Here is a 24,525-nt window from a genome sequence, read left to right on the forward strand (position 1 = left end):
GACCCCAAATGAACTTTGACCTCTCGCCCGAGCTGCAGGCCCTGCAGCGGCGCACCCGCGACTTCATTCGCGACGCCATCATTCCCCTGGAAAACGACCCGCGCCAAGACTCGCACGGCCCGCACGAGGCCTTGCGCCGCGAACTGGTGGAACTGGCGCGCGGCGCTGGCCTGCTCACGCCGCACGCGGGTGCCGAGTGGGGCGGCCTGGGCCTGAGCCACATCGCCAAGGCGGTGGTGTTCGAAGAGGCCGGCTATTCGTGGCTGGGCCCCACGGCGCTGAACATCCACGCGCCCGACGAAGGCAACATCCACCTGATGGAGGCCGTGGCCAGCCACGCGCAGAAAGAGCGCTGGCTGCGCCCGCAGGTGCAAGGCCACACCCGCTCGTGCTTCGCCATGACCGAGCCCGACCCCGGCGCCGGGGCCGACCCGTCCATGCTGCAGACCACCGCCACGCGCGACGGCGAGGGCTACCGCATCAATGGCCTGAAGTGGTTCATCACCGGCGCCGACGGGGCCGACTACGCCATCGTGATGGCGCGCATGGAAGACGGCTCGGCCACCATGTTCCTCACCGACATGAACGCCCCCGGCATCACCCTGGAGCGCAACATGGACGCCATGGACCGCTGCTTCACCGGCGGCCACGGCGTGCTGCGCTTTGACAACCTCTACGTGCCGGCCGAGAACGTGCTGGGCGAAGTGGGGCAGGGCTTCCGCTACGCCCAGGTGCGCCTGGCCCCGGCGCGCCTGACGCACTGCATGCGCTGGCTCGGCCAGGCCCGCCGCGCGCACGACGTGGCGCTGGACTACGCGCGCCGCCGCCGCGCCTTCGGCAAGCCGCTGTGCGAGCACGAGGGCGTGGGCTTCATGCTGGCCGACAACGACATGGACCTGCACACCGCGCGCCTGCACATCTGGCACACCGCGTGGTTGCTGGACCAGGGCGAGCGCGGGGGCTTCGAGTCCAGCCGCGCCAAGGTGGTGTGCTCCGAGGCCGAGTGGCGCGTGGTGGACCGCTGCGTGCAGATCCTGGGTGGCCAGGGCGTGAGCGCCGAATCGGTGGTGATGCGCATCTTCACCGACATGCGCGCCTTCCGCGTGTACGACGGCCCCAGCGAAGTGCACCGCTGGAGCATGGCCAAGAAACTCTCCAAAGCCACCGTTGCCGCCTGAACCCGATGACCCACATGAACCCCTCTGCATTGAACGCCTTCCGCCTGGACGGCCACACCGCTCTCGTCACCGGCGCCTCCAGCGGCCTGGGCCAGCACTTCGCCCACTTGCTCGCCTCGGTGGGGGCGCGCGTGGTGCTGGCGGCCCGTCGCACCGACAAGCTGGCCGACACCGTGGCCCAGATCGAAGCCGCCGGCGGCCAGGCCCGCGCCGTGGCGCTGGACGTGACCTCATCGGCCAGCGTGTCGGCCTGCTTTGACGCCCTGGCCGACTGGGGCGTGCCCGACATCGTCATCAACAACGCGGGCGTCACCGTCACGCGCGGTGTGCTGCAGCAGACCGAGGACGACTGGGACAGCGTGATCAACACCAACCTCAAGGGCTGCTGGCTGGTGGCCACCGAAGCCGCGCGCCGCCTGGTGGCCGCGGGGCAGGGCGGCAGCATCGTGAACGTGGCCTCCATCCTGGGCGAGCGCGTGGCCGGGGGCGTGGCGCCCTATGCCATCAGCAAGGCCGGTGTGCTGCAGGCCACCAAGGCCATGGCACTGGAACTGGCGCGCCACCGCATTCGCGTGAACGCGCTGCTGCCCGGCTACGTGGTCACCGACCTGAACCGCGACTTCCTGCTCAGCGACGCCGGCCAGCGCCTGCGCGAGCGCATTCCCAGCCGGCGCTTTGGCGAAATGACCGACCTCGACGGCCCGCTGCTGCTGCTGGCCAGCGATGCCGGCGCGGCCATGTCGGGCGCCACCCTGGCGGTGGACGGCGCGCACCTGGTCAGCTCGCTCTGATCGCTCCCCGGCCCGGGTGCGCCGGGCCGGCTCACTCTTCGGCCAGGGTCTTGATCAGCAAGGCCCCCAGCTCGGCGCGGCGCGCGGGCGTCATGCGCGGCTTGATGGCCGCGATCGAGATGGCCGCGAAGGGCACGCCGCTGGGGTCGGGAATCACTGCGCCCACGCCGGCCACGCCCTCGGTCACCGTGTCCAACAGCTCGGCGTAGCCGCTGCGCCGTGTGCGCGCCACCATCTTGTCCAGCCGGTCGGCGCTCAGGCCCGCGGCCTCGAAGGCCGGTGCGTGCTGCTGGCGGATGCGGGCAATGTCTTCGTCGGGCGAAGCCGCCAGCATGGCCATGCCGCCCACCCCAATGCCCAGCGGGCGAATGTCGCCCACGCGGGTGCTGAAGATTTTCACCGGAAAGGCGCCGTCCTCGCGCTTGAGGCACACGGTGTAGTCGCCCTGGCGCGCGAGCAGAAACACCGTGTCTTCCGACAGCCGCGCCAGGCGTTGCACCTTGGCCTCGTAAGAGGCCACCAACGGTGCCCGCGTGAGCGAGGCAAAGCCCAGGCGCATGGCGTCCAGCCCCAGGCGGTAGCGCCGCGTGAGCGCGTCGCGGTCGGCAAAGTGCTCTTCCACCAGGCAGGTCAGCAGGCGGTGGGTGGTGGAGCGCTCCAGGCCGGTGGCGGCCATCACCTCGTTCACGCTGCACCCTTCCTCGTGGTGGTTGCCCAGCACGCGCAACACCTGCAGCGCACGGCGCATGGTCTGCGCCCCCGGGGTTTCCTTAGGTTTGCTCAACATGTGGGAATCGGGTGCAAAAGTGTTTGGCATGTGGGAATGCTCGCACAAAGATCGCGGCCATCTCTTCAAAGGCTGTCCCATGAGCGAAACCCTTGTCCTGACCGAGCAGCACGGTCACGTGCGCCGCCTCATCCTCAACCGCGCCACGGCGCGCAACGCCCAGAGCCAGCAGATGCTGGAGCAGCTCGACGCGGCCTTTGACGCCGCCGCCGCCGACCCACAGACCCGCGTGGTGGTGCTGGGCGCGGTGGGCCCGCACTTCTCGGCCGGGCACGACCTGAAGCAGGCCCAGGCCGAGCGCGCCGAGTTCACCGTGGAAGAGCGCTGGGCCTACGAGCAGCGCGTGTACTTCAACTACTGCCTGCGCATCTGGGACTTTCCCAAACCCACCGTGGCCCAGGTGCAGGGCGCCTGCGTGGCCGCCGGCCTGATGCTGGCCAATATGTGCGACCTGATCGTGGCCTCGGAAGACGCCTTCTTCAGCGACCCGGTCACCCACACCATGGGCGCGGCCGCCACCGAGGTGCTCATCCACCCCTGGGTGCTGGGCCTGCGCCAGGCCAAGGAACTGCTGTTCACCGGCGAGCGCCTGGGCGCCGCCGAGGCCAAGGCCCTGGGCATGGTCAACCGCGTGGTGCCGCGCGAGCGCCTGGAAGACGACACCCTGGCCCTGGCCCAGCGCATCGCGCAGGCGCCGCCGTTTGCCATGCAGATCCTCAAGAAATCGCTCAACCGCTCGGTGGACGTGCAGGGCATGCGCCAGGCCCTCTCTGCCCATTTCGACCTGCACCAGCTCAGCCACGTGACCGAGGAATACCGCCAGACCAAAGAAGGCGGCCTCGCCACGGCCATTGCCCGGGGAGCCAAGGCATGACGCATCGCCTCGATCCTCTGCTGCAACCCCGCTCGATCGCCCTCATTGGCGCCAGCAACAACCCCGGGCGCATTGGCGGCATGCCGCTGGACCTGCTGCGCCACTTTGGCTACGCCGGCGCGGTGTACCCGGTGAACCCCAAGTACGACGAGGTGTTCGGTTACCGCTGCTGGCCCGACGTGGAGTCGCTGCCAGAAGCGCCCGACCTGGTGGTGGTGGCCATCGGCGCCGAGGAGGTGACGGCCACCCTGCAGCGCTGCCACGCCAAGGGCGCGCGGGCGGCCATCGTCTACGCCGCCGGTTTTGCCGAGGCGGGCGAGCAGGGCGCGGCCCTGCAGCGCGAGCTGGAGGCCTTCGCCCAACGCAGCGGCATGGTGGTGGCCGGCCCCAACTGCATGGGTTTTGCCAACCTGAACCTGCAGGCCCACACCGCCTTCGCCTCGGTGTTTCGCGCCGTGCCGCCGCAGACCGAACCGGGCCGCGTGAGCATCGTCACCCAGAGCGGCAACGTGTGCTCGGCTGTGTTCGCCCTGATGCGCCGCCTGGGCGTGCCGGTGAGCCAGTTCATCAACACCGGCAACGAGGCCTGCGTGGAGTTCTCCGAATACCTGCAGTTCCTCGCGCAAGACCCGCAGAGCGACTGCGTGATCGGCTACGTGGAGCAGTTGCGCCACGGCCCGCGCTTCATCGAGGCCGCGCTGGCCTTCGCCCAGGCCCACAAGCCGCTGGTGATCTACAAGGCCGGTGAAACCGAGAAGGGCAGCGAGGCGGTGCGCTCCCACACCTCGGCCCTGGCCGGTGACCTGGCCATCTACCAGGCCGCGTTCGAACAGCTCAACGTGATTCGCGGCACCGACTTCGCGCAAATGGCCGACCTGGCCTACCTGAGCGGCTTTCGCCAGCGCCAGGGTGGGCGGCGCGTGGCCATCGTCACCATGTCGGGCGCGCTGGGCGCCATCCTGGCCGACAAGTTCATCGCCGCCGGTCTGGACGTGCCCACCCTGTCGGACGGCCTGCAGCAGCAACTGCGCGCCGGCATCCCCGACTACGGCATGGTGGCCAACCCGGTGGACGTGACCGGCAACGTCGTCAACTCGCCCGAGTTCGTGCGCACGGTGTTCGAGTCGCTGGCCCAGACGCCCGAGGTGGACGTGGTGGTGGTCTACGCCCCCGGCTACCTGCTCGACCGCATGGCCGACGCCATGGCCGAGGTGTGTGCGCGCCACCCGCGCCTGTTCGTGGCCATTGACACCGGCGCGGCCCAGTCGCGCCAGTGCCTGGCCGCTGCCGGTGTGCCGGTGTTCGACGACATTGGTCGCGCCTCGCAGGCCCTGGCGCCGTTCTGTCGCTGGCTGCACGCGCAGCCTGCCGTGCAGCGTTGGGCCGCGCTGCGCGCCAGCGCGCAGGCACCCGCCAGTGCCGAGGCACTGCCGGCGCGCCTGAACGAGCACGACACCAAGCAGGCCCTGGCCGTGCACGGTGTGCCCTTCCCGCCCGAGCGCGTGGCGGCCGATGCCGATGCCGCCGTGGCCGCCGCCACCGCCCTGGGCTACCCGGTGGTGGTGAAGGTGCTCAGCGCCGACATCGCCCACAAAACCGAGGTGGGCGGCGTGCGCCTGGCCCTGGCCAACGAGGCCCAGGTGCGTGCCGCCTGCGAGGCCATTGCCGCCTCGGTGGCGCAGCACGCGCCGCAGGCCAAGGTGGACGGCTACCTGGTGCAGCCCATGGTGGGCGGCGGCGTGGCCGAGCTGATCGCCGGCGTCACGCACGACCCGGTGTTCGGCCCTGCGCTCACCGTGGGCCTGGGCGGCGTGCTCACCGAGCTGTACCGCGACGTGAGCCACCGCCTGCTGCCCGTGGACGCGGCCATGGCCGATGACATGCTGCGCTCGCTCAAGGCCTGGCCCCTGCTCGACGGCTTTCGTGGCCGCCCGGTGGCCGACGTGGCCGCCGCTGCCGCCGCCATCGAATCGCTCTCACGCGCCGCGCTGGCCCTGGGGCCGCAAGCCAGCGAGATCGAGGTCAACCCGCTGCTGGTGCGGGCGGTGGGCGAAGGCGCCGCCGCGCTGGACGCCCTGATCGTCACCGCGCCCTGACTCGGCGGTTTCCCCCGCCTGTTCCCCGCCACAGAATCCCCCCCACCCGAAGGAGACACACCATGTCCGAGCCCATCTCCCTGTCCCGCCGCGTCCTGGCCCTCGCGCTGGCCGCCACCGCCGTGGTGGCCCCCCTGGGCGCCAGCGCGCAAGACGCCTGGCCCACCAAGCCGGTGCGCCTGGTGCTGCCCTTTCCCCCGGGCGGCGTCACCGACCTGCTGGCGCGTGCGCTGGCCGAGAAGCTCTCGCCGCGCCTGGGGCAACCCGTCATCGTGGACAACAAGCCCGGCGCTGGCACCGTGCTCGCCTCTGACCTGGTGGCGCGCGCCCCGGCCGACGGCCACACCCTGCTCATGGCCGCCTCGTCGCTGGGCACGGCGCCGCTGATCTACGACAAGGTCGACTACGACGCCATCAAGAGCTTCACCCCCATCACGCAGGTGGCCTCGGTCGTGCACGTGCTGGTGGTCAACCCCTCGATGCCGGTGCAGTCGGTGAAAGACCTGGTGGCCTACGCCAAGGCCAACCCCGGCAAGATCAACTACAGCTCCACCGGCTCGGGCACCTCCACCCACCTGGAGGGCGAGCTGTTCAAGAGCATGGCCGGTGTGTTCATGGTGCACATCCCCTATCGCGGCAGCGGCCCGGCCCTCACCGACCTGGTGGGCGGGCAGGTGAGCGTGATGTTCGACGCGCTCGGCTCCTCCGGCCCCTTCATCCGCTCGGGCAAGCTGCGCGCCCTGGCCGTGACCACCGCCAAGCGCTCCGAGTCCATCCCCGAGCTGCCCACCGTGGCCGAGTCGGGCCTGCCAGGCTACGAGGCCATGCCCTGGCTCGGCCTGGTGGCCCCGGCCGGCACGCCCAAGGCCGTGGTGGACCGCGTGCACCGCGAAGTGGCCAAGGTGCTGCAAGAGCCCGACGTGCGCCAGCGCTTCAAGGGCTGGGGCCTGGACATCATCGGCAACTCGCCGGCCGAGTTCGCCAGCTTCCTGCAGCGCGACATTCAGCAGTGGGACCGTGTGATCCGCCGCGCCAACATCAAGGCCGACTGACCCATGCAGTTCCAAGCCACGCAAGACCAGCAACTCATCCAGGCCAGTGCCCTGGACTGGCTGGCCCGGCACCACGACTTTCGTGCCCGCGCCGCCAGCGTGCACCGCGATGGCGGCGCGCCCGAGGTGTGGGCCGCCTGGGCCGAACTCGGCTGGCTCGCCCTGGGCCTGCCCGAGGCGCACGGCGGCATCGAGGCCGACCCGCTCATCGTGGGCGTGTTGCAGCAGGCCATGGGCCGCCACCTCACCGTGGCCCCCTACCAGGCCTGCGTGCTGCAGGCCGCCCGCCTCATCGCGTTGGCCGGCACCCCCGCGCAGCAGGCGCAGTGGCTGCCCGCCGTGGCCTCGGGCCAATGCCGCCTGGCCCTGGCCCACGCAGAGGCCGGCGAGCACTGGCCCTGGGCTCCGCGCGCCACCACCGCCCACCGCGACGGCGAAGGCTGGCGCCTCACCGGCCACAAGACCGGCGTGGACGCTGCGGTGGGCGCGGCCCTGTGGCTGGTGTCGGCGCAAGAAGGCGAGCACACCGGCGTGTGGCTGCTGCCGCCCGACACGCCGGGCATTGCGGTGGACGCCTACGACACCACCGACGGCGCCCGCGCCGCCGACCTGCGCCTGCAAGGCGTGTGGCTGCCCGACAGCGCCCGCCTGGGCCACGGCGTTGACACCCAGGCCACGTTGCACCAGGTGCTGGCCGAGGGCTGGCTGGCGCGCTGCTGGTGGGCCACCGGCGCCTTGCAGGCCGCGCTGGAGCAGACCACCCAGTACACCCAGCAGCGCCGCCAGTTCGGCCAGGCCCTGGCCGACTTTCAGGTGGTGCAGCACCGCCTGGCCGAGATGGCCGTGCAGGCCACCGAGGCCCAGGCCGCCTGCGAACTGGCCGCCATGCGCCTGGCGCGCGAGCCGGCCAACGGCCCCTGGCTGGCGGCCATGGCCCGCAGCAAGGTGGCCCGTGCCGCCCGCTACGTGGCCGAGCAGGCGGTGCAGTTGCATGGCGCCATGGGCGTGTGCGAAGAGCTGCCCATCGCCGCCACCTTCCGCGCCCTGCTGGCCTTTGCCCAACGCGACGGCGAACTGGCCGAACAGGCCGCCCGCCTGGGCGCCTGGTCGCTGGACAGCGGTGCCCACGCGCAGAGCGCGACCCTCGGAGCTTGAACATGAACCTGGACCTATCGGACGGCGACCGCGCCTTCCGCGACGAGGTGCGCGCCTTTCTGGCCGAGCACCTGCAAGACGACTGGCGCGAAGGCCAGCGCCGCACCACCGCCATGTACCCCGAGCCCGAGGTCTCTGGCCCGTGGCAGCGCGTGCTCAACGACAAAGGCTGGTTGGTGCCGCTGTGGCCGCGCGAATGGGGCGGCACCGGCTGGACCGCGCTGCAGCGCTTCATCTTCGAGACCGAGTGCGCCCTGGCCGGCGCGCCCCTGGTGCACCCCATGGGCGTGCGCCTGGTGGGCCCGCTGCTGCTGCACTACGGCACCGAGGCCCAGAAGCGCGAGCACCTGCCGCGCATCCTCAGCGGGCAGGACTACTGGTGCCAGGGCTTCTCCGAGCCCGGCGCCGGCTCTGACCTGGCCGCGCTGCAATTGCGCGCCCGGCGCGACGGCGATCACTACGTGCTCGACGGCACCAAGATCTGGACCACCCACGCCCACCACGCCAACCGCATGTTCGCGCTGGTGCGCACCAGCAACGAAGGCAAGCGCCAGCAAGGCATCAGCTTCCTGCTGATCGACATGCACAGCCCCGGCATCACGGTGCGCCCCATTCACACCATCGGTGGCGACCACGACGTGAACGAGGTGCACTTCGACGGCGTGCGCGTGCCCGTGGCCAACCGCGTGGGCGAAGAAAACGCCGGCTGGGAATGCGCGCGCTACCTGCTGGAATTCGAGCGCGGCGCCGGCATCTTCAGCCCGCGCCTGCGTGCCCAGCTCAAGCGCGTGGCCCATGCCTTGCGCACGCCAGCCGCTGGCCGCCCCTTGCCCGCTGACCTGCTGCGCCGCCTGGGCGAGGTGGTGGCCGACCTGGACACCTTCGAGTGGCTGGAGATGCGCACCATGGCCTCGCTGGGGCCGGGCGAGCGCCCGGGCCCGGCGTCTTCGGTGCTCAAGCTGCGCGCCAGCCGCCTGAAGCAGGCCATTGCCGAACTGGGCGTGGCCGCCCTGGGCCCTGCCGCCTTGCGCTGGCGCAGCGCCGCGCCCGATGGCGGTGTGGACCAGGGCCTGGCCGAGATCCTGGTGCCCGAGCATTGCAACAGCCGCGCCTTCACCATCTTTGGCGGCGCGGCGGAAATTCAGCTCGGGCTGATCGCGCGCACCGTGCTGGCCTGATCCGGCGCGGGCGGTCGCTCGGCCTCGCGCAATGCCTGCGTGAGCCGGCGCAGCCGGGCCACGCCCGCGTCCGACGCGATACGAACCGGCGGCGTGCCTGGGGCGCGCTCTTCTTCGCGCTGGATGGCCTCCAGCAGCACGCGGTCTTCGTCAAAGGTGGCCTTGTAGAGCGCGTTGAACTCGGTCGTCACCGCCGCTTCGTCGGCTGCGAAGTTCCGCAACTGAAACGAGAAGTAGTGCGTGTGGCTGGCGTCCTGCGGCGTAAGGAAGGCGTACGACAGCACCCGGTAGGGCGCCGCGTCCATGGCTTGAGGCGTGTGCGGCGAGCCCGCCGGTAGCGAGCCGAAGTCCACCCACGAAGTGCAGGGTGGGCGCACGCGGTAGAACTGCCAGCGGTCTACCGGGCCTTCGGGTCGGGCGAAGCGCTGCACCATGGGCACGGCCGGCGCGTTGTTCACCCAGCGGCCGCAGACGATGGTGTGCTCGTCCTCCAGGCTGGCCTGCACCGCCACTTGCGCGCCCGCGTCCGAGCCAATGGTGCGCTGGTGCACGAAGGTGGTGTGTGCCGGGTCGATGAGGTTGTCCAGGATGTTGTCCAGGCAGGCCTGGAAGAGGGCATGCCCGCGCGACAGGCCCCAGCCAGGCTGGCCGTATTGGGCAATGTCCACCAGCGCTGCGGCATCGGCCAGGCCGACTTCACCCATCCACACGAACACCAGGCCGTAGCGCTCCAGCGTGGGGTAGCGGCGCACCCGCGCCTGCGGCGGCACGGTGCCCTGGCCTGGCACGTGGGTGCACACGCCGTCGGGGCCGTAGCGCATGCCGTGGTAGGGGCAGGCGATCTCGTCGCCGCAGCGTTGGCCCAGTGACAGCGGCGCGAAGCGGTGCGCGCAGCGGTCTTGCAGGGCCACCGGTTCGCCCGCGCCGGTGCGGCACAACACCAGAGGTTCGCCCAGCAGGGTGCGCGCCAGCAGCCCCTGGCCCACTTCGTCGCTGCTGGCGGCGGCGTACCAGGCGTTGCGCACAAAGGGACCCTGGCCGGTCTCCACGCGGCTCACAGCAGGCGCTCCTTCAGCGGCGGCAGGTAGGCCGCGCTGAACACCTGCTCGGCGGGGACGTAGCGCTTGAGGCCAAAGGCGTCGCTCACCTGCACGATGTGGCTGCGCAGGCGCGGCAAGTCCACGTCGCCCAGGCCGGCCTTTTGCACCGCTGGCGTGGCCACGAAGTTCTCCAGGAAGTGGCGCAGGCGCTGCTCTTCCACCTTGGCGTCAAGCAGGCTGTCGCGGGCCTTCACGTACTGCACCCCGGCCGCCGGGTCGGCAATGCAGTCCTTGATGCTGCGGTTGAGCGCCCGCAGAAAGCCTTGCACCGCCTGGGGCCGCTCGGCCGCCAGCGTTGGCGACACCACCACCGAATTGCCGTACAGGCGCACGCCGTGGTCGGCGAACTTCAGGATGGTCAGTTCCTCGGGCTTCACGCCGCGCGCCTGCAGATTCAACAGGCTGGTGTAGTAAAAGCCGGTGATGGCGTCGACGTCGCCCTTGATCAGCAAGGTCTCGCGCAGGGCCGGATCGGCGTTGGTCCACTGCACGCGTCCGGCGTCGAAGCGGTTGGCCTTGGCGAACAGCGGGAACGACTTGCGCCCGGCGTCGAACACGGGCGCGCCCAGGGTGCGGCCCTGCAGGTCGGCCGGTTTGAGGATGCCGCTTTTCTTAAGGGCGAACACCGCCGACGGCGCCTGGTCCATGAACATGTACACCGCCTGCAGGCGCGGGCTGGTGGGGTTGTTGGCCAAGTACTCCACCAGCGCGCTGGTGTCGGCAAAGCCAATGTCGTGCGTGCCGCTGGCGATGCGCTGGACCGAGGCGGCCGAGCCGGCACCGGCGTCGATCACCACGTCCAACCCCTCTTGCGCGAAGTAGCCGCGCCCCAGGGCCAGCAGCACGATGGCGCCGGGGCCGTCCACGCGCCAGTCCAGCGTGAAGCGCAGGCGGTTGGAAGCGGCCTGGGCCCAGGCTGGGCCCAGTTGGAGTGCTAAGGGCAGGGCCGCCAGCGAAGCGGCGAAGTCGCGGCGGCGCAGCGCGGTGTGGCGAGGGGTGATGTTCATGAGCGATCGACCGGGTGGGGTGGGGCAGGTGGGAGGAGATTCGCCCTCATGGTAGAAACGCTTTGTCATCGATGAAGCCGAATTCACCGATAAATCCATCGAAGATTTCCATGACAGCGTCCATTGACCAGATGCAAGCCTTTCTGGCCGTGGCCGAGGCCGGCAACTTCACCCGCGCCGCACAGCGCCTTGGCCTGTCGCAGTCCACGCTCAGCCACGCCATCGCCCGGCTGGAAGCCCAGCTGGGCGTGCGCCTGCTCGACCGCCACACCCGGGGTTGTCGCCTGAGCGAGGCCGGCGCCGCGCTGTTGCCCTCGTTCAGCCGCCTGGTGCAAGACTGGCAGCACATGGCCACCAACGCCCGCGACCTGGCCACCCTGGGCCGCGGGCGCCTGTGTGTGGCCGCCCCCACGGCCCAGTGCGCCCTGATGCTGCCACCCGTGATGCGCGCCTTTGCCCAGCGCCTGCCCCAGGTGCAACTGGTGTTGCACGACGTGGGCGAGCAGCAGGTGCAGGGCCTGGTACGCGACGGCGTGGCCGACCTGGGCATCGCCACCGCCACCGATACCCGCACCGAGCTGGTGGCCGCGCCCTTCTACACCGACCAGTACATCGTGGCCTTGCCGCCCGATCACCCGCTGGCCAAGCGCACCGCGCTTACCTGGGCACAGCTCAAGGGTGTGCCCGTCGTGGGCCCGCTGGCCGACAACCCGGTGCGCCGCCACCTGGACGAACGCTTGGGTCGCGAGGGCATTCGCCTCTCGTATGCACACGAAGTTTCACTGCCTTGGACCATGCTCGGCCTGGTGCGCGAGCACCTGGGCGTGGCCGTCATCACCACCGCCTTGCGCCCGCTGGTGGACTGGTTGCACCTCGTGGCCCGTCCGGTGGGACGGCCCGGCGTGTCGCGCACCCTGGTGTTGCTGCGCCAGCCGGGGCGGCCGCTGTCGCCACCGGCCAGCCTGTTTCGCGAGCTGCTCACCGGCTCTGCCGGGCGCTGAGCCTCAGCGCGCCTGGCGTTGCCGCAACTGCCGCCGGCGCTTCCAGCGCACCCGCAAGGCCCAGCCGGCGCTGATCAGCACATACACCAGCGCGCCGCAGCCCACCGCCAGGATGCCCAGGCCCACCACCAGCGGCTTGCCCACCGAACCCAGGCGGGCCAGCCAGCTGGCATCCTGCGCGGGCTCGGTGGCCAGCACGGCGGGGGCGCGGGCGGCGTCGTCCTGCGCGGCGGGTGCCGCGTCCTCGCCCAGCACCAGCCGCCCGATCTGATAGGCCGCCAGGTACACCGGGGCGAACGTCACCGGGTTGGTGACCAGGGTGCTGGCCACGGCCATGGGCAGGTTGGCGCGCAGCACCACCGCGCCAGTGGCCGCCGCCGGAATCTGCGCCACCGGGATCAGCAAGCCGAAAAACACCCCCAGCGCCACGCCCAGGGCCACGCCCTTGCGGCTGAAATGCCACAGGTGGCGCCGCTGCAGGGCCGGGCCCAGCCAGCGCAGCCAGCGGTTCTGTTGCAGGCGTTCGGGGTCGGGCAGCAGGGCGCGCAGGCGCCGTTTCAGGGAATCAAGCATGGGCGGAGTGGCGGCAGACGACCAGGGGGAGGCGACAATCGCCCCCATCATGATGGCATTGCAAGACGTGTTGTTTTCCCAAGGCTTCGGCACCCGCCGGGTGTGCGCCGGCCTTATTCAGCAGGGCTGGGTCACGGTGGGTGAGCCGCCGCAGGCCTGCACCGACCCCCTGGCCGAGGTGGAAGAAGAAGGGCTGGTGTTCCATGTGCAAGGGCAGCGGTGGGCGTATCACGAACGTGCCTATCTGATGCTGAACAAGCCCGCAGGTTTCGAGTGTTCGCAAAAACCCAGCGCCTACCCCAGCGTCTATACCCTTTTGCCGGCCCCCTTGCGCCAGCGCGGCGGCGGCGCGGCGGCCGGTGTGCAGGCCGTGGGGCGGCTTGACCAGGACACCACCGGCCTGCTGCTCATGTCCGACGACGGCCAGTTCATCCACCGCCTCACCTCACCGCGCCACCACGTGCCCAAGGTGTACGAGATCACGCTCAAGCACCCCATGAAGCCGGCCCAGGTGCAGCGCCTGCTGGACGGCGTGGTGCTGGACGACGACCCCAAACCCGTGCGGGCCGAGGCCTGTGAGCTGGTGGACGAGCTGCACCTGCGCCTCACCCTCACCCAGGGCAAGTACCACCAGGTCAAGCGCATGGTGGCGGCGGTGGGCAACCGGGTGGAGGGCTTGCACCGCAGCAGCTTTGGCGACATTGTCCTGACGGACGACCTGCCGCCGGGGCAGTGGCGTTGGCTCACCGAAAACGAGCGCGCCGGCCTCACGGGCCGGCGCTGATCGTCAAGGCACGGGGAGCGCTGGTCGCGCTCAGAGCAGGTCGCCGCGCCGGCTGTCCAGCGGCGAGAGGAAAGAGTTGTTGTCCGGCCACTGCGACTGGTACTCGCTGCGCGGGTCGCCGGTGGTGCTGCTGGGCCAGGTGGAAAGCGCGCCAAAGTCGCTGTGGCCGCGGTGGCTGCGCTGGCGGTTGATGGCGCCGCGCAAGTTGGCTTGGGCCGACATCATGGCCCGCTCTTCCATCTCGCGCTCGCGCATCGACTGCGCAATCGGCGACTCGCCCAGGAACTCGGCGCGAATTTCGGCCACCGTGGGCAGGCTGTTGGAGCGCACCACCCAGTAGGGCAGCCCGCACTGGCTCAGCAGCGAATGCTTGAGCGAGCGCGTGCTGCGCGGAATGCCCACCTTGCCCGGCACGTCCACGCAGCCAACCACCCGGCCGTCGGACTTGCACACGGTGAAGGTGCAGTACACGCTGCCCAGCAGCTTGTACCACTCCATGCCTTGCTCGCGGTCGCGCGGCAGGGTGAAGCGCGTCACCGGCAGCTTGATCATCACGTGGTGGTCATAGAAAGCCCGCGCCAGCCAATGCCACACCCGTGCCTCTTCGCTGTTGGCCAGCGGTCGCTGGCTCAGCGGCCAGTGCTTGGGCAGGCGGCGGCGCTGGCGGGCGCGGCGCACTTCCCAGGCGCGATAGCCCATGGCGCCCAACACCAGCAGCGCGGGTGCAAGGGCGGCAAGGAGCCAGGGGGAAGTGAGGGCGTTCATCGAAAGGGTTCGGTGGAGGCGTCGGGTTGTTTCAAAGTGTATTGATCGCAATTGGGCTTTCAACAACTTGAATGCAATGGGTTGGGTTTTGCGTGATCTTGTTGGTATTTGGTATGAAGAAGTGGGCGAAATTGCCACACCGCAAGACCCAAATTGAGGCCAATGTCACGCTGCCCGAGGGGCCCTTTGGACGGTTGAGGCGCCGTCAGGTTCGCTCTGTGGGCTCGGGCAGCAGCGTCGCCAGCCATTGCGCAATGCCTGCGGTGAGCAGCCCGGGCTGGTCGCGGTGCGGGCTGTGGCCACAGTGCGCCAGTGCCCACTCCCGGGCCTGGGGCGCGGCTCGCGCAATGGCGTGCAGTTGCGCCATCGAGGCGTACTCGTCGTCTTCGCCTTGAACCAGCAGCAGCGGGCAGCGAATGTCGCGGCACTCGGGCTGAATGTCAAAGTCGCGGAAGGTGGGGTCCAGCCAGATATCGGCCCAGGGCCAGAAGGCGTTGTCCGGGTCTCGGTGGTGGCGGGCGAGCTTGGGGCGCAGGGTATCGGCGTAGGCGGCCCGTGCCTGCTCGATGGCGCGCACCGTCATGTCTTCGATGAACACATGGGGGGCCATGGCCACACAGGCCGTCACCTCGTGGCGGGCCGCATGCAGCAGGGCGATGCTGGCGCCATCCGAATGGCCTATGAGCACGGGCGTACGCACGCCGAGCTGGCGCAGCAACTCGGGCAGCACCACCCAGGCGTCGTGGTGCAGGTAGTCGGCCCGGCGGCGGCCCACCGGCCAGCCACCTTCGTCTCGCGAAGGGCCACGGAAGTCGGGCGTCGGGTCAGATTGGCCAAAGCCCCGGCGCGAATACAGCCAACCCGCCCGCCCGGTGGCCGCGCACAACTGGCGCGGCCAGGCATGGGCGCCCCGGCCCCAGGCCGAGACGCTGCCCAGCCCCTCGTGCAGAAACACCAGGGGCGCCAGGTGGGCAGGGCCCGGGATGTGCTGCAACTCCAGCCGCACCCCGCGAATCGTGATGGCATCCATGGGGGGCATGGTATCTGCGCCCAGCCTTTGCCATGGGGCCGATGTATTCTCCCGGCCATGCGATTGATGTTCGATGCGTTCTGGCGCGCGGTGATTTACTGCGTGCACCCGCGGGTGGTGGGCTTGTCGCTGCTGCCCCTGATCCTCATGGTGCTGCTCTCGTTTGCCCTGGGGTATTTCTTCTGGGAGCCGGCCGTCAACGGCGTGGCGATCTGGTTCGAGAGTGTCGAGCTGCTGCAGGCCTTTCTCTCTTGGCTGGAGCGCATTGGCCTGGGCAGTCTGCGCACCGTGTTCGCCCCCCTGGTGGTGCTGGCCCTGGCCACGCCCGCCATCGTGCTGCTGTGCCTGCTGCTGGTGTCGGTGTTCATGACGCCGGCGATGGTCGAGCTGGTGGGCCAGCGCCGTTTCCCGCTGCTCAAGCGCCTGCATGGGGGCTCGTGGTGGGGCAGCCTGGCCTGGTCGCTGGCCTCCACGCTGCTGGCCTTTGTGGCCTTGGTGATTTCCATGCCCTTGTGGCTGGTGCCCCCCCTGGTGCTGGTGTTGCCGCCTCTGATCTGGGGCTGGCTCACCTACCGCGTGTTCGCCTTCGATTCCCTGGCCGATCACGCCAGCGCCGACGAGCGCCACGAACTGGTTCGTCGCCATCGCGGCACCCTGCTGGTGATGGGTGTGCTCAGCGGCTACCTGGGCGCGGCGCCCAGCCTGCTGTGGGCCTCGGGCGCCATGTTCATTGCGCTGGCGCCGTTGCTGGTGCCCATTGCCATCTGGGTCTACACCCTGGTGTTCGCCTTTGCCTCGTTGTGGTTCGCCCACTTCTGCCTGGCCGCCTTGCAGGCCATGCGCGCCAGCCAGGCCCCAGCGGCCAGCGGCGAGGTGGTGGACGTGAACGCCACGCCGGTTCCTTCACCCGCGCCCCAGGCCCTGCCGGGCGCCGATTCCAGCGCCGGCCCAGCCGGCCCCAACACCCCATGACGCCAGATTTCGGACTCATCATCGTCGGCGACGAAATCCTCTCCGGCAAACGCCAAGACAAGCACCTGAGCCAGGTGATTGACCTGCTCAAGCGGCGCGGCCTGAGCCTGAGCTGGTGCCGCATCGTGGGCGACGACCGCACCCGCATCACCGGCGCCCTGCGCGATGCCTTCGCCAGCGCCGACGTGGTGTTCTCTTGCGGCGGCATTGGCGCCACGCCCGACGACCACACCCGCCAGTGCGCCGCCGCTGCCCTGGGCGTGGAGCTGGCCCTGCACCCCGAGGCCAAGGCACTGATCGAAGAGCGCATGCGCGACGTGGCGGCCGAGCAGGGCGTGCCCTTCGAGCCCAACCGCCCCGACAACCTGCACCGCTACAACATGGGCGTGTTCCCGGCAGGGGCCGACATCATCCCCAACCCCTACAACAAAATCCCTGGCTTCAGTTGCCAGGGCGCCGGCGGTGGCGCGGTGCACTTTGTGCCCGGCTTTCCGGTGATGGCCTGGCCCATGATCGAGTGGGTGCTGGACCACCGCTACGCCCACCTGCACCGGGCCGACAGTTGGCAAGAGCGCTCGGTCATCGTGTTCGGCGCGATGGAGGCGGCGCTCACCCCCCTGATGGAAGCGCTGGAGGCCCGCCACCCGGTGAAGGTGTTCAGCCTGCCCAGCGTGGACCACCCGGTGCACGGGCGCCACATTGAGCTGGGGGTCAAAGGCGAGCCGGGTGCGGTGGCGCCGGCCTATGCCGATTTGCTGGAAGGCCTGCGCGGCCATGGCGCCCAATTGGGCCCCGAAATGGTGCGATCTCACTGAGCACCAAAATGGGGCTTCCTGCTCAATTTGCACCATATAAGTGCATATCGAGAGTGCCCGCCCAACCTTCGGTCCGGCTAGGCCCCATTCCACGGCGCGACCGGTGAGCGCGACCTGTTTTGGCGCAGGCGCTGCGCCATAATCGCGCGGTTTTGCTGGCCGACGGACCCCAAGCTTGGGCACTCGCTTGCGGTGGCACGGAAGCTGCTTCAGGTCCATCGCTAAACCATTCAACCCACCCATCCCGAACAGGAGCATTTGATGGCCAAGACCGTCGCAGACGTGATGCAAATGGTGAAGGACAACGACGTCAAGTTCGTTGACTTCCGTTTCACCGACACCCGTGGCAAGCAGCACCACACCACGGTGCCCGTGTCGCACTTCGACGAGGAAAAGTTCTCCTCCGGCCACGCGTTCGACGGCTCGTCGATCGCCGGCTGGAAGGGCATCGAGGCGTCGGACATGCAGCTCATCCCTGATCCGAACACCGCCAACATCGATCCCTTCTTCGAAGAGACCACGCTGATCCTCACCTGCGACGTGATCGAGCCGGCCGACGGCAAGGCCTACGAGCGCGACCCGCGCTCCATCGCCAAGCGCGCCGAGGCCTACCTGAAGTCCTCCGGCCTGGGCGACACCGCCTTCTTCGGTCCGGAGCCTGAGTTCTTCATCTTCGACGGCGTGCGCTGGAGCACCCAGCCGGGCCACAGCTTCTACGAAATCGAAGAGTACGAAGCCCCCTGGAACACCGGCGCCAAGCTCGAAGGCGGCAACCGCGGCCACCGCCCCACCGTCAAGGGTGGCTACTTCCCCGTGCCCCCGGTGGACAGCACGCAAGACATGCGCGCCGAAATGTCCCTGATCCTCGAATCGCTGGGCATCCCGGTTGAGGTGTTCCACCACGAAGTGGCGGGCGCCGGCCAGAACGAAATCGGCACCCGTTTCAGCACGCTGGTCGAGCGCGCTGACTGGACCATCCTGCAGAAGTACGTCATCCAGAACGTGGCCAACGCCTACGGCAAGACCGCCACCTTCATGCCCAAGCCCTACCACGGCGACAACGGCTCCGGCATGCACGTGCACCAGTCCGTGTGGAAAGACGGCAAGAACCTGTTCGCTGGCAACGGCTACGCCGGTCTGTCCGAGTTCGCCCTGTACTACATCGGCGGCATCATCAAGCACGCCCGTGCCCTGAACGCCATCACCAACCCCGGCACCAACAGCTACAAGCGCCTGGTGCCGCACTTCGAAGCCCCGGTGAAGCTGGCCTACTCGGCCAAGAACCGCTCGGCCTCGATCCGCATTCCTTACGTGGCCAACCCCAAGGCCCGCCGCGTGGAAGCCCGCTTCCCCGATCCCCTGATGAACCCCTACCTGGGCTTTGCCGCCCTGCTGATGGCGGGTCTGGACGGCGTGGAAAACAAGATCCACCCGGGCGAAGCCGCCACCAAGGACCTGTACCACCTGCCGCCCGAAGAGGACAAGCTGGTGCCCACCGTGTGCCACAGCCTGGACCAGGCCCTGGAGCACCTGGACCAGGACCGCGCCTTCCTGACCAAGGGCGGCGTGTTCACCGACGCCATGATCGATGCCTACATCGAACTCAAGCAAGGCGAAGTGAACCGCAGCCGCGTGGAAGTGTCGCCGGTCGAGTACGACATGTACTTCAGCCTGTGATCGGGCGCCCGGCCCTGGCCGGGTTCCACCACAGCAAAGGACGGCTCCGGCCGTCCTTTTTTGTTGGCCGCACAGGCCGCAGGGCTGGCCGTCGGGCTTGCGTGCGGGCACTCTCGTCATGCGTTTGGGTCATACTCCCACCCGCTTGCCCGATATCCCTGGAGTCCCCGTGCACCGCTTCTTTCCGTCTGCCTCCTTGATCGTCGCCTTGCCCCTGCTGATCGCATCGGCCCACGCGCAAGACCGCATCTACCGCTGCGGCAATGAGTACACCAACAACCCCCAGGTGGCCAAGCAAAAGGGTTGCACGCTCATGGACGGCGGCAACATCACCATCATCGAAGGCACCAAGCCCGCGGCCAAGCCCGCCGCCGCTCCCACCGCCGGTGCCCCGGCCGCCGCGCCCCGCAACGGTGGCGAGCGGGTGGACAACGCCGCCCAACGCGCGCGCGACAGCGACGCCCGCGCCATCCTGGAAGCCGAGCTTCGCAAGGCCGAGGAACGCCTGGCCGAGGCCAAGAAGGCCTACGCCAACGGCGAGCCTGAGAAGCAGGGCATCGAATCGCGCAACTACCAGCGCTACCTGGACCGCGTGGCCGAACTCAAGGCCGCCGTGATCCGCGCAGAAAACGACGTGGCCGGCATCAAGCGCGAGCTCGATCGCCTGGGCCCACGCTGAACCCCATCCGCTCACACCGTGACGCCACCCACCTCACCCGACCCCAGCGCGCCGGCCAGTCCGGCGCGATTTCATTCGCTGGACCTCTTGGCCACCCTGGTGGCCGTGGTCGACACCCAGGGCCACGTGCTGTTCGCCAACGCCGCGCTGGAAGATGCCCTGGGCATGTCACGCCGCAGCATCACCGGCGTGCGCATGCAAGACTGCTTTACCGACCCGGCCTTGCTGGACACGGCCTTGATGGGCGCACGCGGCAACGAGTTCGCGGCCCTGCGCTACGACGCCCATCTGCGCCGCGTTGGCCACGAGCCTTTGCCGGTGCACGTGGTGGTGGCCCAGACGGACCAGCCCGACGAGGTGATCGTCGAACTTCTGCCGCTGGAGCAGCAGACCCGGCAAGAGCGGGAGGAGCGCCTGATCGACCAGGCCCAGGCCAACAAGGAACTCATCCGCAACCTGGCCCACGAAATCAAGAACCCGCTGGGCGGCATTCGCGGCGCGGCGCAACTGCTGCAAATGGAGCTCGACTCGAAAGAGCTCATTGAATACACGCAAGTCATCATCCACGAGGCCGACCGCCTGCAGGCGCTGGTGGACCGCCTGCTGGCGCCGCACCGCCGCCCGCACGTGGTGGGCGACGTGAACATTCACGAGGTGTGCGAGCGGGTGCGCTCGCTCATCCTGGCCGAGTTTCCCAGGGGCTTGCGCGTCATCCGCGACTACGACACCTCCATCCCCGAGTTTCGTGGCGACCGCGAGCAGCTCATCCAGGCCGTGCTCAACATCGCGCACAACGCGGCCCAGGCCCTGGCCGAGCGCATCGCGGCAGGCGACGCCTGCATCACCTTCCGCACCCGGGTGGGGCGGCAGGTGACTTTCGGCAAGCAGCGCTACCGGCTGGCATTGGAATTGCATGTGATCGACAACGGGCCCGGTGTTCCGGACTCGATCAAGGATCGCATCTTCTTCCCGCTGGTGTCGGGGCGTGACGGTGGATCCGGCCTGGGGCTGACCCTGGCCCAGACCTTTGTGCAGCAGCACCATGGCCTGATCGAGTGCGAGAGCGAACCGGGACGAACGGATTTCAAAATCTTGATTCCGTTGCCCTAGACCTCATCGACAACGACCAAGCGCCACAAGAAGGGACCCCCCACACATGAAGCCGATCTGGATAGTGGATGACGACCAATCGATCCGCTTCGTGCTGGAAAAAGCGCTGTTGCGCGAGAACCTGCCCACCCGCAGCTTCACCAACGCCCAGGACGTGCTGAAGGCCCTGACCGACGCCACGGAGGCCGAAGGGCCGCAGATCCTGGTGAGCGATATCCGCATGCCGGGTGCTTCCGGCCTTGACCTGCTGGAGAAGGTCAAGGAACGCTACCCTGGCCTGCCGGTCATCATCATGACCGCTTTCTCCGACCTGGACAGCGCCGTCTCGGCCTTCCAGGGCGGTGCCTTCGAGTACCTGCCCAAGCCTTTTGACCTGCCCAAGGCGGTGGAGCTCATCCGCCGCGCGGTGGAGGAAAGCCAGCGCGAAGAGGTGGCCGAAGAGCGCATGAGTGCCGCGCCCGAAATGCTGGGCCAGGCGCCGGCCATGCAAGACGTGTTTCGCGCCATCGGCCGCCTGAGCCAGAGCAACGTCACCGTGCTCATCACGGGCGAGTCGGGCTCGGGCAAAGAACTGGTGGCCCGCGCGCTGCACAAGCACTCGCCGCGCGCGGGTGGCCCTTTCGTGGCCATCAACACCGCGGCCATTCCCAAAGACCTGCTGGAGAGCGAGCTGTTCGGCCACGAGCGCGGCGCCTTCACCGGCGCGCAGACCATGCGCCGCGGCCGCTTCGAGCAGGCAGAAGGCGGCACGCTGTTCCTCGACGAAATCGGCGACATGCCCTTTGACCTGCAGACCCGTCTGCTGCGGGTGCTGTCTGACGGGCACTTCTACCGAGTGGGCGGACACAGCGCGGTGAAGGCCAATGTGCGCGTGATCGCGGCCACCCACCAGAACCTGGAGCAGCGCGTCAAGGAAGGCGTGTTCCGCGAAGACTTGTTCCACCGCCTCAACGTCATTCGCCTGCGCCTGCCTGCGCTGCGCGAGCGCCGCGAAGACGTGCCCATGCTCACGCGCTTTTTCTTGCAGCAAAGCGCCAAGCAGCTCGGCGTGGAGCCCAAGCGCATTTCCGAACCGGCCCTCAAGCTGCTGAGCAACTTCGATTTCCCGGGCAACGTGCGCCAGCTGGAAAACCTGTGCCACTGGCTCACCGTGATGGCGCCGGCCCAGGTGATTGAGGTGAAAGACCTGCCGCCCGAGGTGTTGGGCGGGCCGGCGGCCACGGCCGACGCCTTGGTGGGCATGGAAGCCGCCCCGGTTTCCCTGCTCTCGCCCATGGCCGCGGTGCCCACGGCGGGCGCAGACGACCACCCACCCTTGGTCAACGGTGGCATGCACGCGCCGCCGCCAACGCCAATGGTGGCGCCAGCCGATGCCGCGCACGACTGGGAGCACGCCTTGCAAGCCGAGGCCATGGCCTTGCTGGAAGCGGGCCGCACCGATGTGTGGGACGTGCTCACCCGCCGCTTCGAGACCCGGCTGATTCAGACGGCGCTGGCCTCCACGCGCGGCCGCCGCATCGAGGCCGCGCACAAGCTGGGCATCGGGCGCAACACGATTACCCGCAAGATTCAGGAACTGGGCATGGAGTGACCCCCAGGCGGGGGCGCCGCTTCAACCCAGGGTGAGCACCACCGGTGCGTGATCGCTGGGCTGTTGGTTTTTGCGCGGCGCGCGGTCAATGGTGCAAGCCGTGGCGCGGGCCTTCAGCGCGTCGGTGATCAGGATGTGGTCAATGCGCAGGCCGCGGTTCTTCTGGAAGCCCAGCATGCGGTAGTCCCACCAGCTGTAGCTCTTGGGTGGCTGCTCGAACAGGCGGTGCGAGTCGTGCAGGCCCAGGCCAATGAGCGCCTGCAGGTGGGTGCGCTCTTCGGTGGTGCAGTGAATGGTCTCGCGCAGGCCGTCCGGGTCCCACACGTCCAGGTCGTCGAAGGTGATGTTGAAGTCGCCCATCAGCACCAGCTCGGGGTGGCGCGACATTTCGTCGCGCACCCACTCGCGCAGTGCCGTGAGCCAGGCCATCTTGTAGGCGAACTTGTCGCTGCCCGGCGCCTGCCCGTTGGGGAAGTAGGCCCCGATCACGCGCACGCCGTCGATGGTGGCGCACAGCACGCGCGACTGCTCGTCGGCAAAGCCGGGGATGTTGCGAATCACGTCCTGCGCGGGCGCTTTGCTGATGAGCGCCACGCCGTTGTAGGTCTTCTGCCCGAACCACTGGGCCTGGTAGCCCGCGTCAGCGAAGGCCTGGGCAGGGAACTTGTCGTCGGTGAGCTTGAGCTCTTGCAGGGCCAGCACGTCCACGGGGTGGGCGGCCAGCCAGTCCAGCACCTGGGGCAGGCGCACGGACAGGGAGTTGATGTTCCAGGTGGCGAGTTGTTTGGGCATGGGGCTTACCAGCGAAGCACGCAGCGGTCACCGCTGGCTTGGCGTTGGATGGAGACGGCGCACAGGCCGGGAATGGTGGGGGCGAGTTGCTCGCGGATGTAGCGGCAGAGGTTTTCCAGCGTGGGCACGCCCAGGCCGGGCACCTCGTCCAGAAAGTGGTGGTCAAGCCTTTCGCGCACACCGGCGATGGCCGCGCGCAGGTGGCCCAGGTCCATCACCATGCCCATGGCGTTGGGCGTGCCGCGCACGGTGACCTCGGCCTCGTAGGTGTGGCCGTGCACGCGCCGGCTGCCCTCGGCCTCGATGTCGCGGCGCAGGGTGTGGGCGGATTCAAAGAAAAAGCGCTGGGACAGCTCGTACACGTCGCTCATGGGATGTTCAGGATTTTGTGGGTCTGCAGCGACAGGCGCCAGCGCGGGTGGGCCATGCACCAGTCGATCGCGGCGCGCGTGTGCTGCGCGCGCAGGGGGCTGTCCATAGGTTGCAGCAGGAGGTGCTCGAAATCGACCTCGCCGATGTCGCCGGGCATCAGGCCAGGCTGCGGAAACACCAGCTTGAGCTCGTGCCCCCGGCGCTGCACCCAGTCGGCGCCGGCCTTGGGGCTCACGCAGATCCAGTCCACGCCCGCTGGCACGGGCAGGCTGCCATTGGTCTCCAGCGCGATCTCGAAGCCCTGTGCGTGCAGCGCCTGCAGAAGGGGCTCGTCCACCTGCAGCAGCGGCTCGCCGCCGGTGAGCACCACATAGCGGTGTGCCTGCCCGGCCGGCCACAGGGCTGCAATCTGCTCGGCCAGCGCCTGCGCTTCATAGCGCCCGCCCAGGGCACCGTCGGTGCCCACGAAGTCGGTGTCGCAAAACCGGCAGGTGGCGCGCTCGCGGTCTTCCTCGCGGCCGCTCCAGAGGTTGCAGCCGGCGAAGCGGCAGAACACGGCCGGGCGGCCCGCGCGCAGGCCCTCGCCTTGCAGCGTATAGAAGATTTCCTTGGCGGCGTAGCTCACGGCTGGCGCTCCAGGGTGACGAACGCGTAGGGCAGGCCGCTGGCGGCCACGTGCGCCTCGCGCCGGGTTTCGCGCCACTCGGGCCCAAAGCTCGGCGCGAAGGCGTCGCCGTCGAATGCCTGGCCAATCTCGGTGACCACGGCGGTTCGGGCACGTGACAGGGCCTGGGCGTAGACCTGCGCGCCACCAATCACCCACACATCGGCATCACTGGGGCAGAGCGCCAAGGCGTCGTCAAGGGAAGCGGCACGTGCCGCGCCCTCGGCTTGCCAGCCCGCGTCGCGCGTGAGCACGATGTTCAGGCGCCCCGGCAAGGGGCGAAAGCGCGGGGGCAGCGAATCCCAGGTCTTGCGACCCATGATCACCGGGCAGCCCAAGGTGGTGCGCTTGAAGTGGGCCAGGTCTTCCGGCAGGTGCCAGGGCAGGGTGTTGTCGCGCCCGATCACGCCATTGCTGGCGCGGGCAAAGATGAGGTGCAGGCGAGGGGGATTCATGGTGTCGGGAGATGAAGACACGTGCCA

General features: G+C 69.1%; 25 protein-coding genes. 15 read left to right on the forward strand and 10 right to left on the reverse strand.

What is annotated here, in order from left to right:
* Positions 1-8: 8 nt before the first annotated feature.
* Both ACE3RQ_RS07480 and ACE3RQ_RS07485 read left to right on the forward strand, forming a co-directional pair.
* Positions 9-1,178 (forward strand): acyl-CoA dehydrogenase family protein, encoded by a 1,170-nt coding sequence (locus ACE3RQ_RS07480; RefSeq protein ID WP_374521333.1) that lies wholly within the window; start codon positions 9-11, stop codon positions 1,176-1,178.
* A 14-nt stretch (positions 1,179-1,192) separates the two neighbouring features.
* Positions 1,193-1,969 (forward strand): SDR family NAD(P)-dependent oxidoreductase, encoded by a 777-nt coding sequence (locus ACE3RQ_RS07485; RefSeq protein ID WP_374521334.1) that lies wholly within the window; start codon positions 1,193-1,195, stop codon positions 1,967-1,969.
* Between the two features lie 31 nt (positions 1,970-2,000).
* Here the strand turns inward: ACE3RQ_RS07485 and ACE3RQ_RS07490 are convergent, their stop codons facing one another.
* Positions 2,001-2,756, reverse strand: coding sequence for an IclR family transcriptional regulator (locus ACE3RQ_RS07490; RefSeq protein ID WP_374521335.1), 756 nt, complete (start codon positions 2,754-2,756; stop codon positions 2,001-2,003).
* Between the two features lie 79 nt (positions 2,757-2,835).
* Between ACE3RQ_RS07490 and ACE3RQ_RS07495 the strand changes: the two genes are divergently transcribed.
* The 5 genes from ACE3RQ_RS07495 to ACE3RQ_RS07515 all read left to right on the forward strand — a co-directional run bounded on the left by ACE3RQ_RS07495 (position 2,836) and on the right by ACE3RQ_RS07515 (position 9,111).
* A complete protein-coding gene (locus ACE3RQ_RS07495; RefSeq protein WP_374521336.1) occupies positions 2,836-3,630 on the forward strand; it encodes an enoyl-CoA hydratase in 795 nt (264 codons plus the stop codon).
* Positions 3,627-5,726, forward strand: coding sequence for an acetate--CoA ligase family protein (locus ACE3RQ_RS07500; protein ID WP_374521337.1), 2,100 nt, complete (start codon positions 3,627-3,629; stop codon positions 5,724-5,726). Before ACE3RQ_RS07495 ends, ACE3RQ_RS07500 begins: the two co-directional genes overlap by 4 nt.
* Positions 5,727-5,788: 62 nt before the next feature.
* Positions 5,789-6,778, forward strand: coding sequence for a Bug family tripartite tricarboxylate transporter substrate binding protein (locus ACE3RQ_RS07505; protein ID WP_374521338.1), 990 nt, complete (start codon positions 5,789-5,791; stop codon positions 6,776-6,778).
* A gap of 3 nt (positions 6,779-6,781) precedes the next feature.
* Positions 6,782-7,933 carry an acyl-CoA dehydrogenase family protein gene (locus tag ACE3RQ_RS07510; protein ID WP_374521339.1) on the forward strand — a complete coding sequence of 384 codons (1,152 nt, stop codon included), beginning with the start codon at positions 6,782-6,784 and terminating at the stop codon, positions 7,931-7,933.
* A gap of 2 nt (positions 7,934-7,935) precedes the next feature.
* A complete protein-coding gene (locus ACE3RQ_RS07515) occupies positions 7,936-9,111 on the forward strand; it encodes an acyl-CoA dehydrogenase family protein (protein WP_374521340.1) in 1,176 nt (391 codons plus the stop codon).
* On the opposite strand, the gene ACE3RQ_RS07520 is transcribed toward ACE3RQ_RS07515, so the two are convergent.
* Both ACE3RQ_RS07520 and ACE3RQ_RS07525 read right to left on the reverse strand, forming a co-directional pair.
* Complete coding sequence (locus ACE3RQ_RS07520; RefSeq protein ID WP_374521341.1) at positions 9,075-10,169, reverse strand: Rieske 2Fe-2S domain-containing protein; 1,095 nt, start codon at positions 10,167-10,169, stop codon at positions 9,075-9,077. The genes ACE3RQ_RS07515 and ACE3RQ_RS07520 overlap by 37 nt on opposite strands.
* Positions 10,166-11,218 carry an ABC transporter substrate-binding protein gene (locus ACE3RQ_RS07525; RefSeq protein ID WP_374521342.1) on the reverse strand — a complete coding sequence of 351 codons (1,053 nt, stop codon included), beginning with the start codon at positions 11,216-11,218 and terminating at the stop codon, positions 10,166-10,168. The genes ACE3RQ_RS07520 and ACE3RQ_RS07525 overlap by 4 nt, the downstream gene beginning before the upstream one ends.
* A 110-nt stretch (positions 11,219-11,328) precedes the next feature.
* Here ACE3RQ_RS07525 and ACE3RQ_RS07530 point away from each other — a divergent pair, with 110 nt between their 5' ends.
* Positions 11,329-12,219 (forward strand): LysR family transcriptional regulator, encoded by an 891-nt coding sequence (locus ACE3RQ_RS07530; protein WP_374521343.1) that lies wholly within the window; start codon positions 11,329-11,331, stop codon positions 12,217-12,219.
* 3 nt (positions 12,220-12,222) lie between these two features.
* On the opposite strand, the gene ACE3RQ_RS07535 is transcribed toward ACE3RQ_RS07530, so the two are convergent.
* Positions 12,223-12,792 carry a DUF2062 domain-containing protein gene (locus ACE3RQ_RS07535; protein WP_374521344.1) on the reverse strand — a complete coding sequence of 190 codons (570 nt, stop codon included), beginning with the start codon at positions 12,790-12,792 and terminating at the stop codon, positions 12,223-12,225.
* A gap of 52 nt (positions 12,793-12,844) precedes the next feature.
* Between ACE3RQ_RS07535 and ACE3RQ_RS07540 the strand changes: the two genes are divergently transcribed.
* Positions 12,845-13,576 (forward strand): pseudouridine synthase, encoded by a 732-nt coding sequence (locus ACE3RQ_RS07540; RefSeq protein WP_374521345.1) that lies wholly within the window; start codon positions 12,845-12,847, stop codon positions 13,574-13,576.
* A gap of 30 nt (positions 13,577-13,606) precedes the next feature.
* Here the strand turns inward: ACE3RQ_RS07540 and ACE3RQ_RS07545 are convergent, their stop codons facing one another.
* Both ACE3RQ_RS07545 and ACE3RQ_RS07550 read right to left on the reverse strand, forming a co-directional pair.
* The gene (locus ACE3RQ_RS07545) at positions 13,607-14,341 is read right to left on the reverse strand and encodes a DUF2726 domain-containing protein (protein WP_374521346.1); all 735 of its coding nucleotides are present in this window, start codon (positions 14,339-14,341) and stop codon (positions 13,607-13,609) included.
* A gap of 205 nt (positions 14,342-14,546) precedes the next feature.
* Positions 14,547-15,371 (reverse strand): alpha/beta fold hydrolase, encoded by an 825-nt coding sequence (locus ACE3RQ_RS07550; RefSeq protein ID WP_374521347.1) that lies wholly within the window; start codon positions 15,369-15,371, stop codon positions 14,547-14,549.
* Positions 15,372-15,428: 57 nt separating this feature from the next.
* On the opposite strand from ACE3RQ_RS07550, the gene ACE3RQ_RS07555 reads away from it, so the two are divergent.
* The 6 genes from ACE3RQ_RS07555 (at position 15,429) to ntrC (ending at position 22,215) form a co-directional block, all read left to right on the forward strand.
* Entirely contained in the window at positions 15,429-16,343 is a 915-nt protein-coding gene (locus tag ACE3RQ_RS07555) for an EI24 domain-containing protein (RefSeq protein ID WP_374521348.1), read from the forward strand.
* The gene (locus tag ACE3RQ_RS07560; protein ID WP_374521349.1) at positions 16,340-17,158 is read left to right on the forward strand and encodes a competence/damage-inducible protein A; all 819 of its coding nucleotides are present in this window, start codon (positions 16,340-16,342) and stop codon (positions 17,156-17,158) included. Before ACE3RQ_RS07555 ends, ACE3RQ_RS07560 begins: the two co-directional genes overlap by 4 nt.
* A 261-nt stretch (positions 17,159-17,419) precedes the next feature.
* Positions 17,420-18,835: a type I glutamate--ammonia ligase gene (glnA, locus tag ACE3RQ_RS07565; protein WP_374521350.1), complete on the forward strand. Its 1,416-nt coding sequence runs from the start codon at positions 17,420-17,422 to the stop codon at positions 18,833-18,835.
* A 169-nt stretch (positions 18,836-19,004) separates the two neighbouring features.
* Positions 19,005-19,514 (forward strand): hypothetical protein, encoded by a 510-nt coding sequence (locus ACE3RQ_RS07570; protein ID WP_374521351.1) that lies wholly within the window; start codon positions 19,005-19,007, stop codon positions 19,512-19,514.
* Between the two features lie 18 nt (positions 19,515-19,532).
* Complete coding sequence (gene glnL, locus ACE3RQ_RS07575; protein ID WP_374521352.1) at positions 19,533-20,624, forward strand: nitrogen regulation protein NR(II); 1,092 nt, start codon at positions 19,533-19,535, stop codon at positions 20,622-20,624.
* Positions 20,625-20,670: 46 nt separating this feature from the next.
* Entirely contained in the window at positions 20,671-22,215 is a 1,545-nt protein-coding gene (gene ntrC / locus ACE3RQ_RS07580; protein WP_374521353.1) for a nitrogen regulation protein NR(I), read from the forward strand.
* Between the two features lie 21 nt (positions 22,216-22,236).
* On the opposite strand, the gene xth is transcribed toward ntrC, so the two are convergent.
* From xth to ACE3RQ_RS07600, 4 genes are read right to left on the reverse strand one after another with little or no spacing between them, the layout of a single operon-like run.
* Positions 22,237-23,007 (reverse strand): exodeoxyribonuclease III, encoded by a 771-nt coding sequence (xth, locus tag ACE3RQ_RS07585; protein ID WP_374521354.1) that lies wholly within the window; start codon positions 23,005-23,007, stop codon positions 22,237-22,239.
* 5 nt (positions 23,008-23,012) lie between these two features.
* Positions 23,013-23,378, reverse strand: a complete 366-nt coding sequence (locus ACE3RQ_RS07590; protein ID WP_374521355.1) for a 6-pyruvoyl tetrahydropterin synthase family protein — start codon at positions 23,376-23,378, stop codon at positions 23,013-23,015.
* Positions 23,375-24,004, reverse strand: coding sequence for a 7-carboxy-7-deazaguanine synthase (gene queE, locus ACE3RQ_RS07595; RefSeq protein ID WP_374521356.1), 630 nt, complete (start codon positions 24,002-24,004; stop codon positions 23,375-23,377). The genes ACE3RQ_RS07590 and queE overlap by 4 nt, the downstream gene beginning before the upstream one ends.
* A complete protein-coding gene (locus ACE3RQ_RS07600) occupies positions 24,001-24,498 on the reverse strand; it encodes a dihydrofolate reductase (RefSeq protein WP_374521357.1) in 498 nt (165 codons plus the stop codon). The genes queE and ACE3RQ_RS07600 overlap by 4 nt, the downstream gene beginning before the upstream one ends.
* Positions 24,499-24,525 lie beyond the last annotated feature (27 nt).

This window comes from Hydrogenophaga sp. (assembly GCF_041913525.1).
In the GTDB taxonomy this organism is placed as follows: domain Bacteria; phylum Pseudomonadota; class Gammaproteobacteria; order Burkholderiales; family Burkholderiaceae_C; genus Hydrogenophaga.

What these genes read in the sequence shown, in the direction of transcription:
- ACE3RQ_RS07480 (WP_374521333.1), top strand. Translation starts at nt 9, where the DNA reads ATGAACTTTGACCTCTCGCCCGAGCTGCAGGCCCTGCAGCGGCGCACC.
- ACE3RQ_RS07485 (WP_374521334.1), top strand. Translation starts at nt 1,193, where the DNA reads ATGAACCCCTCTGCATTGAACGCCTTCCGCCTGGACGGCCACACCGCT.
- ACE3RQ_RS07490 (WP_374521335.1), bottom strand. Translation starts at nt 2,756, where the DNA reads ATGTTGAGCAAACCTAAGGAAACCCCGGGGGCGCAGACCATGCGCCGT.
- ACE3RQ_RS07495 (WP_374521336.1), top strand. Translation starts at nt 2,836, where the DNA reads ATGAGCGAAACCCTTGTCCTGACCGAGCAGCACGGTCACGTGCGCCGC.
- ACE3RQ_RS07500 (WP_374521337.1), top strand. Translation starts at nt 3,627, where the DNA reads ATGACGCATCGCCTCGATCCTCTGCTGCAACCCCGCTCGATCGCCCTC.
- ACE3RQ_RS07505 (WP_374521338.1), top strand. Translation starts at nt 5,789, where the DNA reads ATGTCCGAGCCCATCTCCCTGTCCCGCCGCGTCCTGGCCCTCGCGCTG.
- ACE3RQ_RS07510 (WP_374521339.1), top strand. Translation starts at nt 6,782, where the DNA reads ATGCAGTTCCAAGCCACGCAAGACCAGCAACTCATCCAGGCCAGTGCC.
- ACE3RQ_RS07515 (WP_374521340.1), top strand. Translation starts at nt 7,936, where the DNA reads ATGAACCTGGACCTATCGGACGGCGACCGCGCCTTCCGCGACGAGGTG.
- ACE3RQ_RS07525 (WP_374521342.1), bottom strand. Translation starts at nt 11,218, where the DNA reads ATGAACATCACCCCTCGCCACACCGCGCTGCGCCGCCGCGACTTCGCC.
- ACE3RQ_RS07530 (WP_374521343.1), top strand. Translation starts at nt 11,329, where the DNA reads ATGACAGCGTCCATTGACCAGATGCAAGCCTTTCTGGCCGTGGCCGAG.
- ACE3RQ_RS07535 (WP_374521344.1), bottom strand. Translation starts at nt 12,792, where the DNA reads ATGCTTGATTCCCTGAAACGGCGCCTGCGCGCCCTGCTGCCCGACCCC.
- ACE3RQ_RS07540 (WP_374521345.1), top strand. Translation starts at nt 12,845, where the DNA reads ATGGCATTGCAAGACGTGTTGTTTTCCCAAGGCTTCGGCACCCGCCGG.
- ACE3RQ_RS07545 (WP_374521346.1), bottom strand. Translation starts at nt 14,341, where the DNA reads ATGAACGCCCTCACTTCCCCCTGGCTCCTTGCCGCCCTTGCACCCGCG.
- ACE3RQ_RS07550 (WP_374521347.1), bottom strand. Translation starts at nt 15,371, where the DNA reads ATGGATGCCATCACGATTCGCGGGGTGCGGCTGGAGTTGCAGCACATC.
- ACE3RQ_RS07555 (WP_374521348.1), top strand. Translation starts at nt 15,429, where the DNA reads ATGCGATTGATGTTCGATGCGTTCTGGCGCGCGGTGATTTACTGCGTG.
- ACE3RQ_RS07560 (WP_374521349.1), top strand. Translation starts at nt 16,340, where the DNA reads ATGACGCCAGATTTCGGACTCATCATCGTCGGCGACGAAATCCTCTCC.
- glnA (WP_374521350.1), top strand. Translation starts at nt 17,420, where the DNA reads ATGGCCAAGACCGTCGCAGACGTGATGCAAATGGTGAAGGACAACGAC.
- ntrC (WP_374521353.1), top strand. Translation starts at nt 20,671, where the DNA reads ATGAAGCCGATCTGGATAGTGGATGACGACCAATCGATCCGCTTCGTG.
- xth (WP_374521354.1), bottom strand. Translation starts at nt 23,007, where the DNA reads ATGCCCAAACAACTCGCCACCTGGAACATCAACTCCCTGTCCGTGCGC.
- ACE3RQ_RS07590 (WP_374521355.1), bottom strand. Translation starts at nt 23,378, where the DNA reads ATGAGCGACGTGTACGAGCTGTCCCAGCGCTTTTTCTTTGAATCCGCC.
- ACE3RQ_RS07600 (WP_374521357.1), bottom strand. Translation starts at nt 24,498, where the DNA reads ATGAATCCCCCTCGCCTGCACCTCATCTTTGCCCGCGCCAGCAATGGC.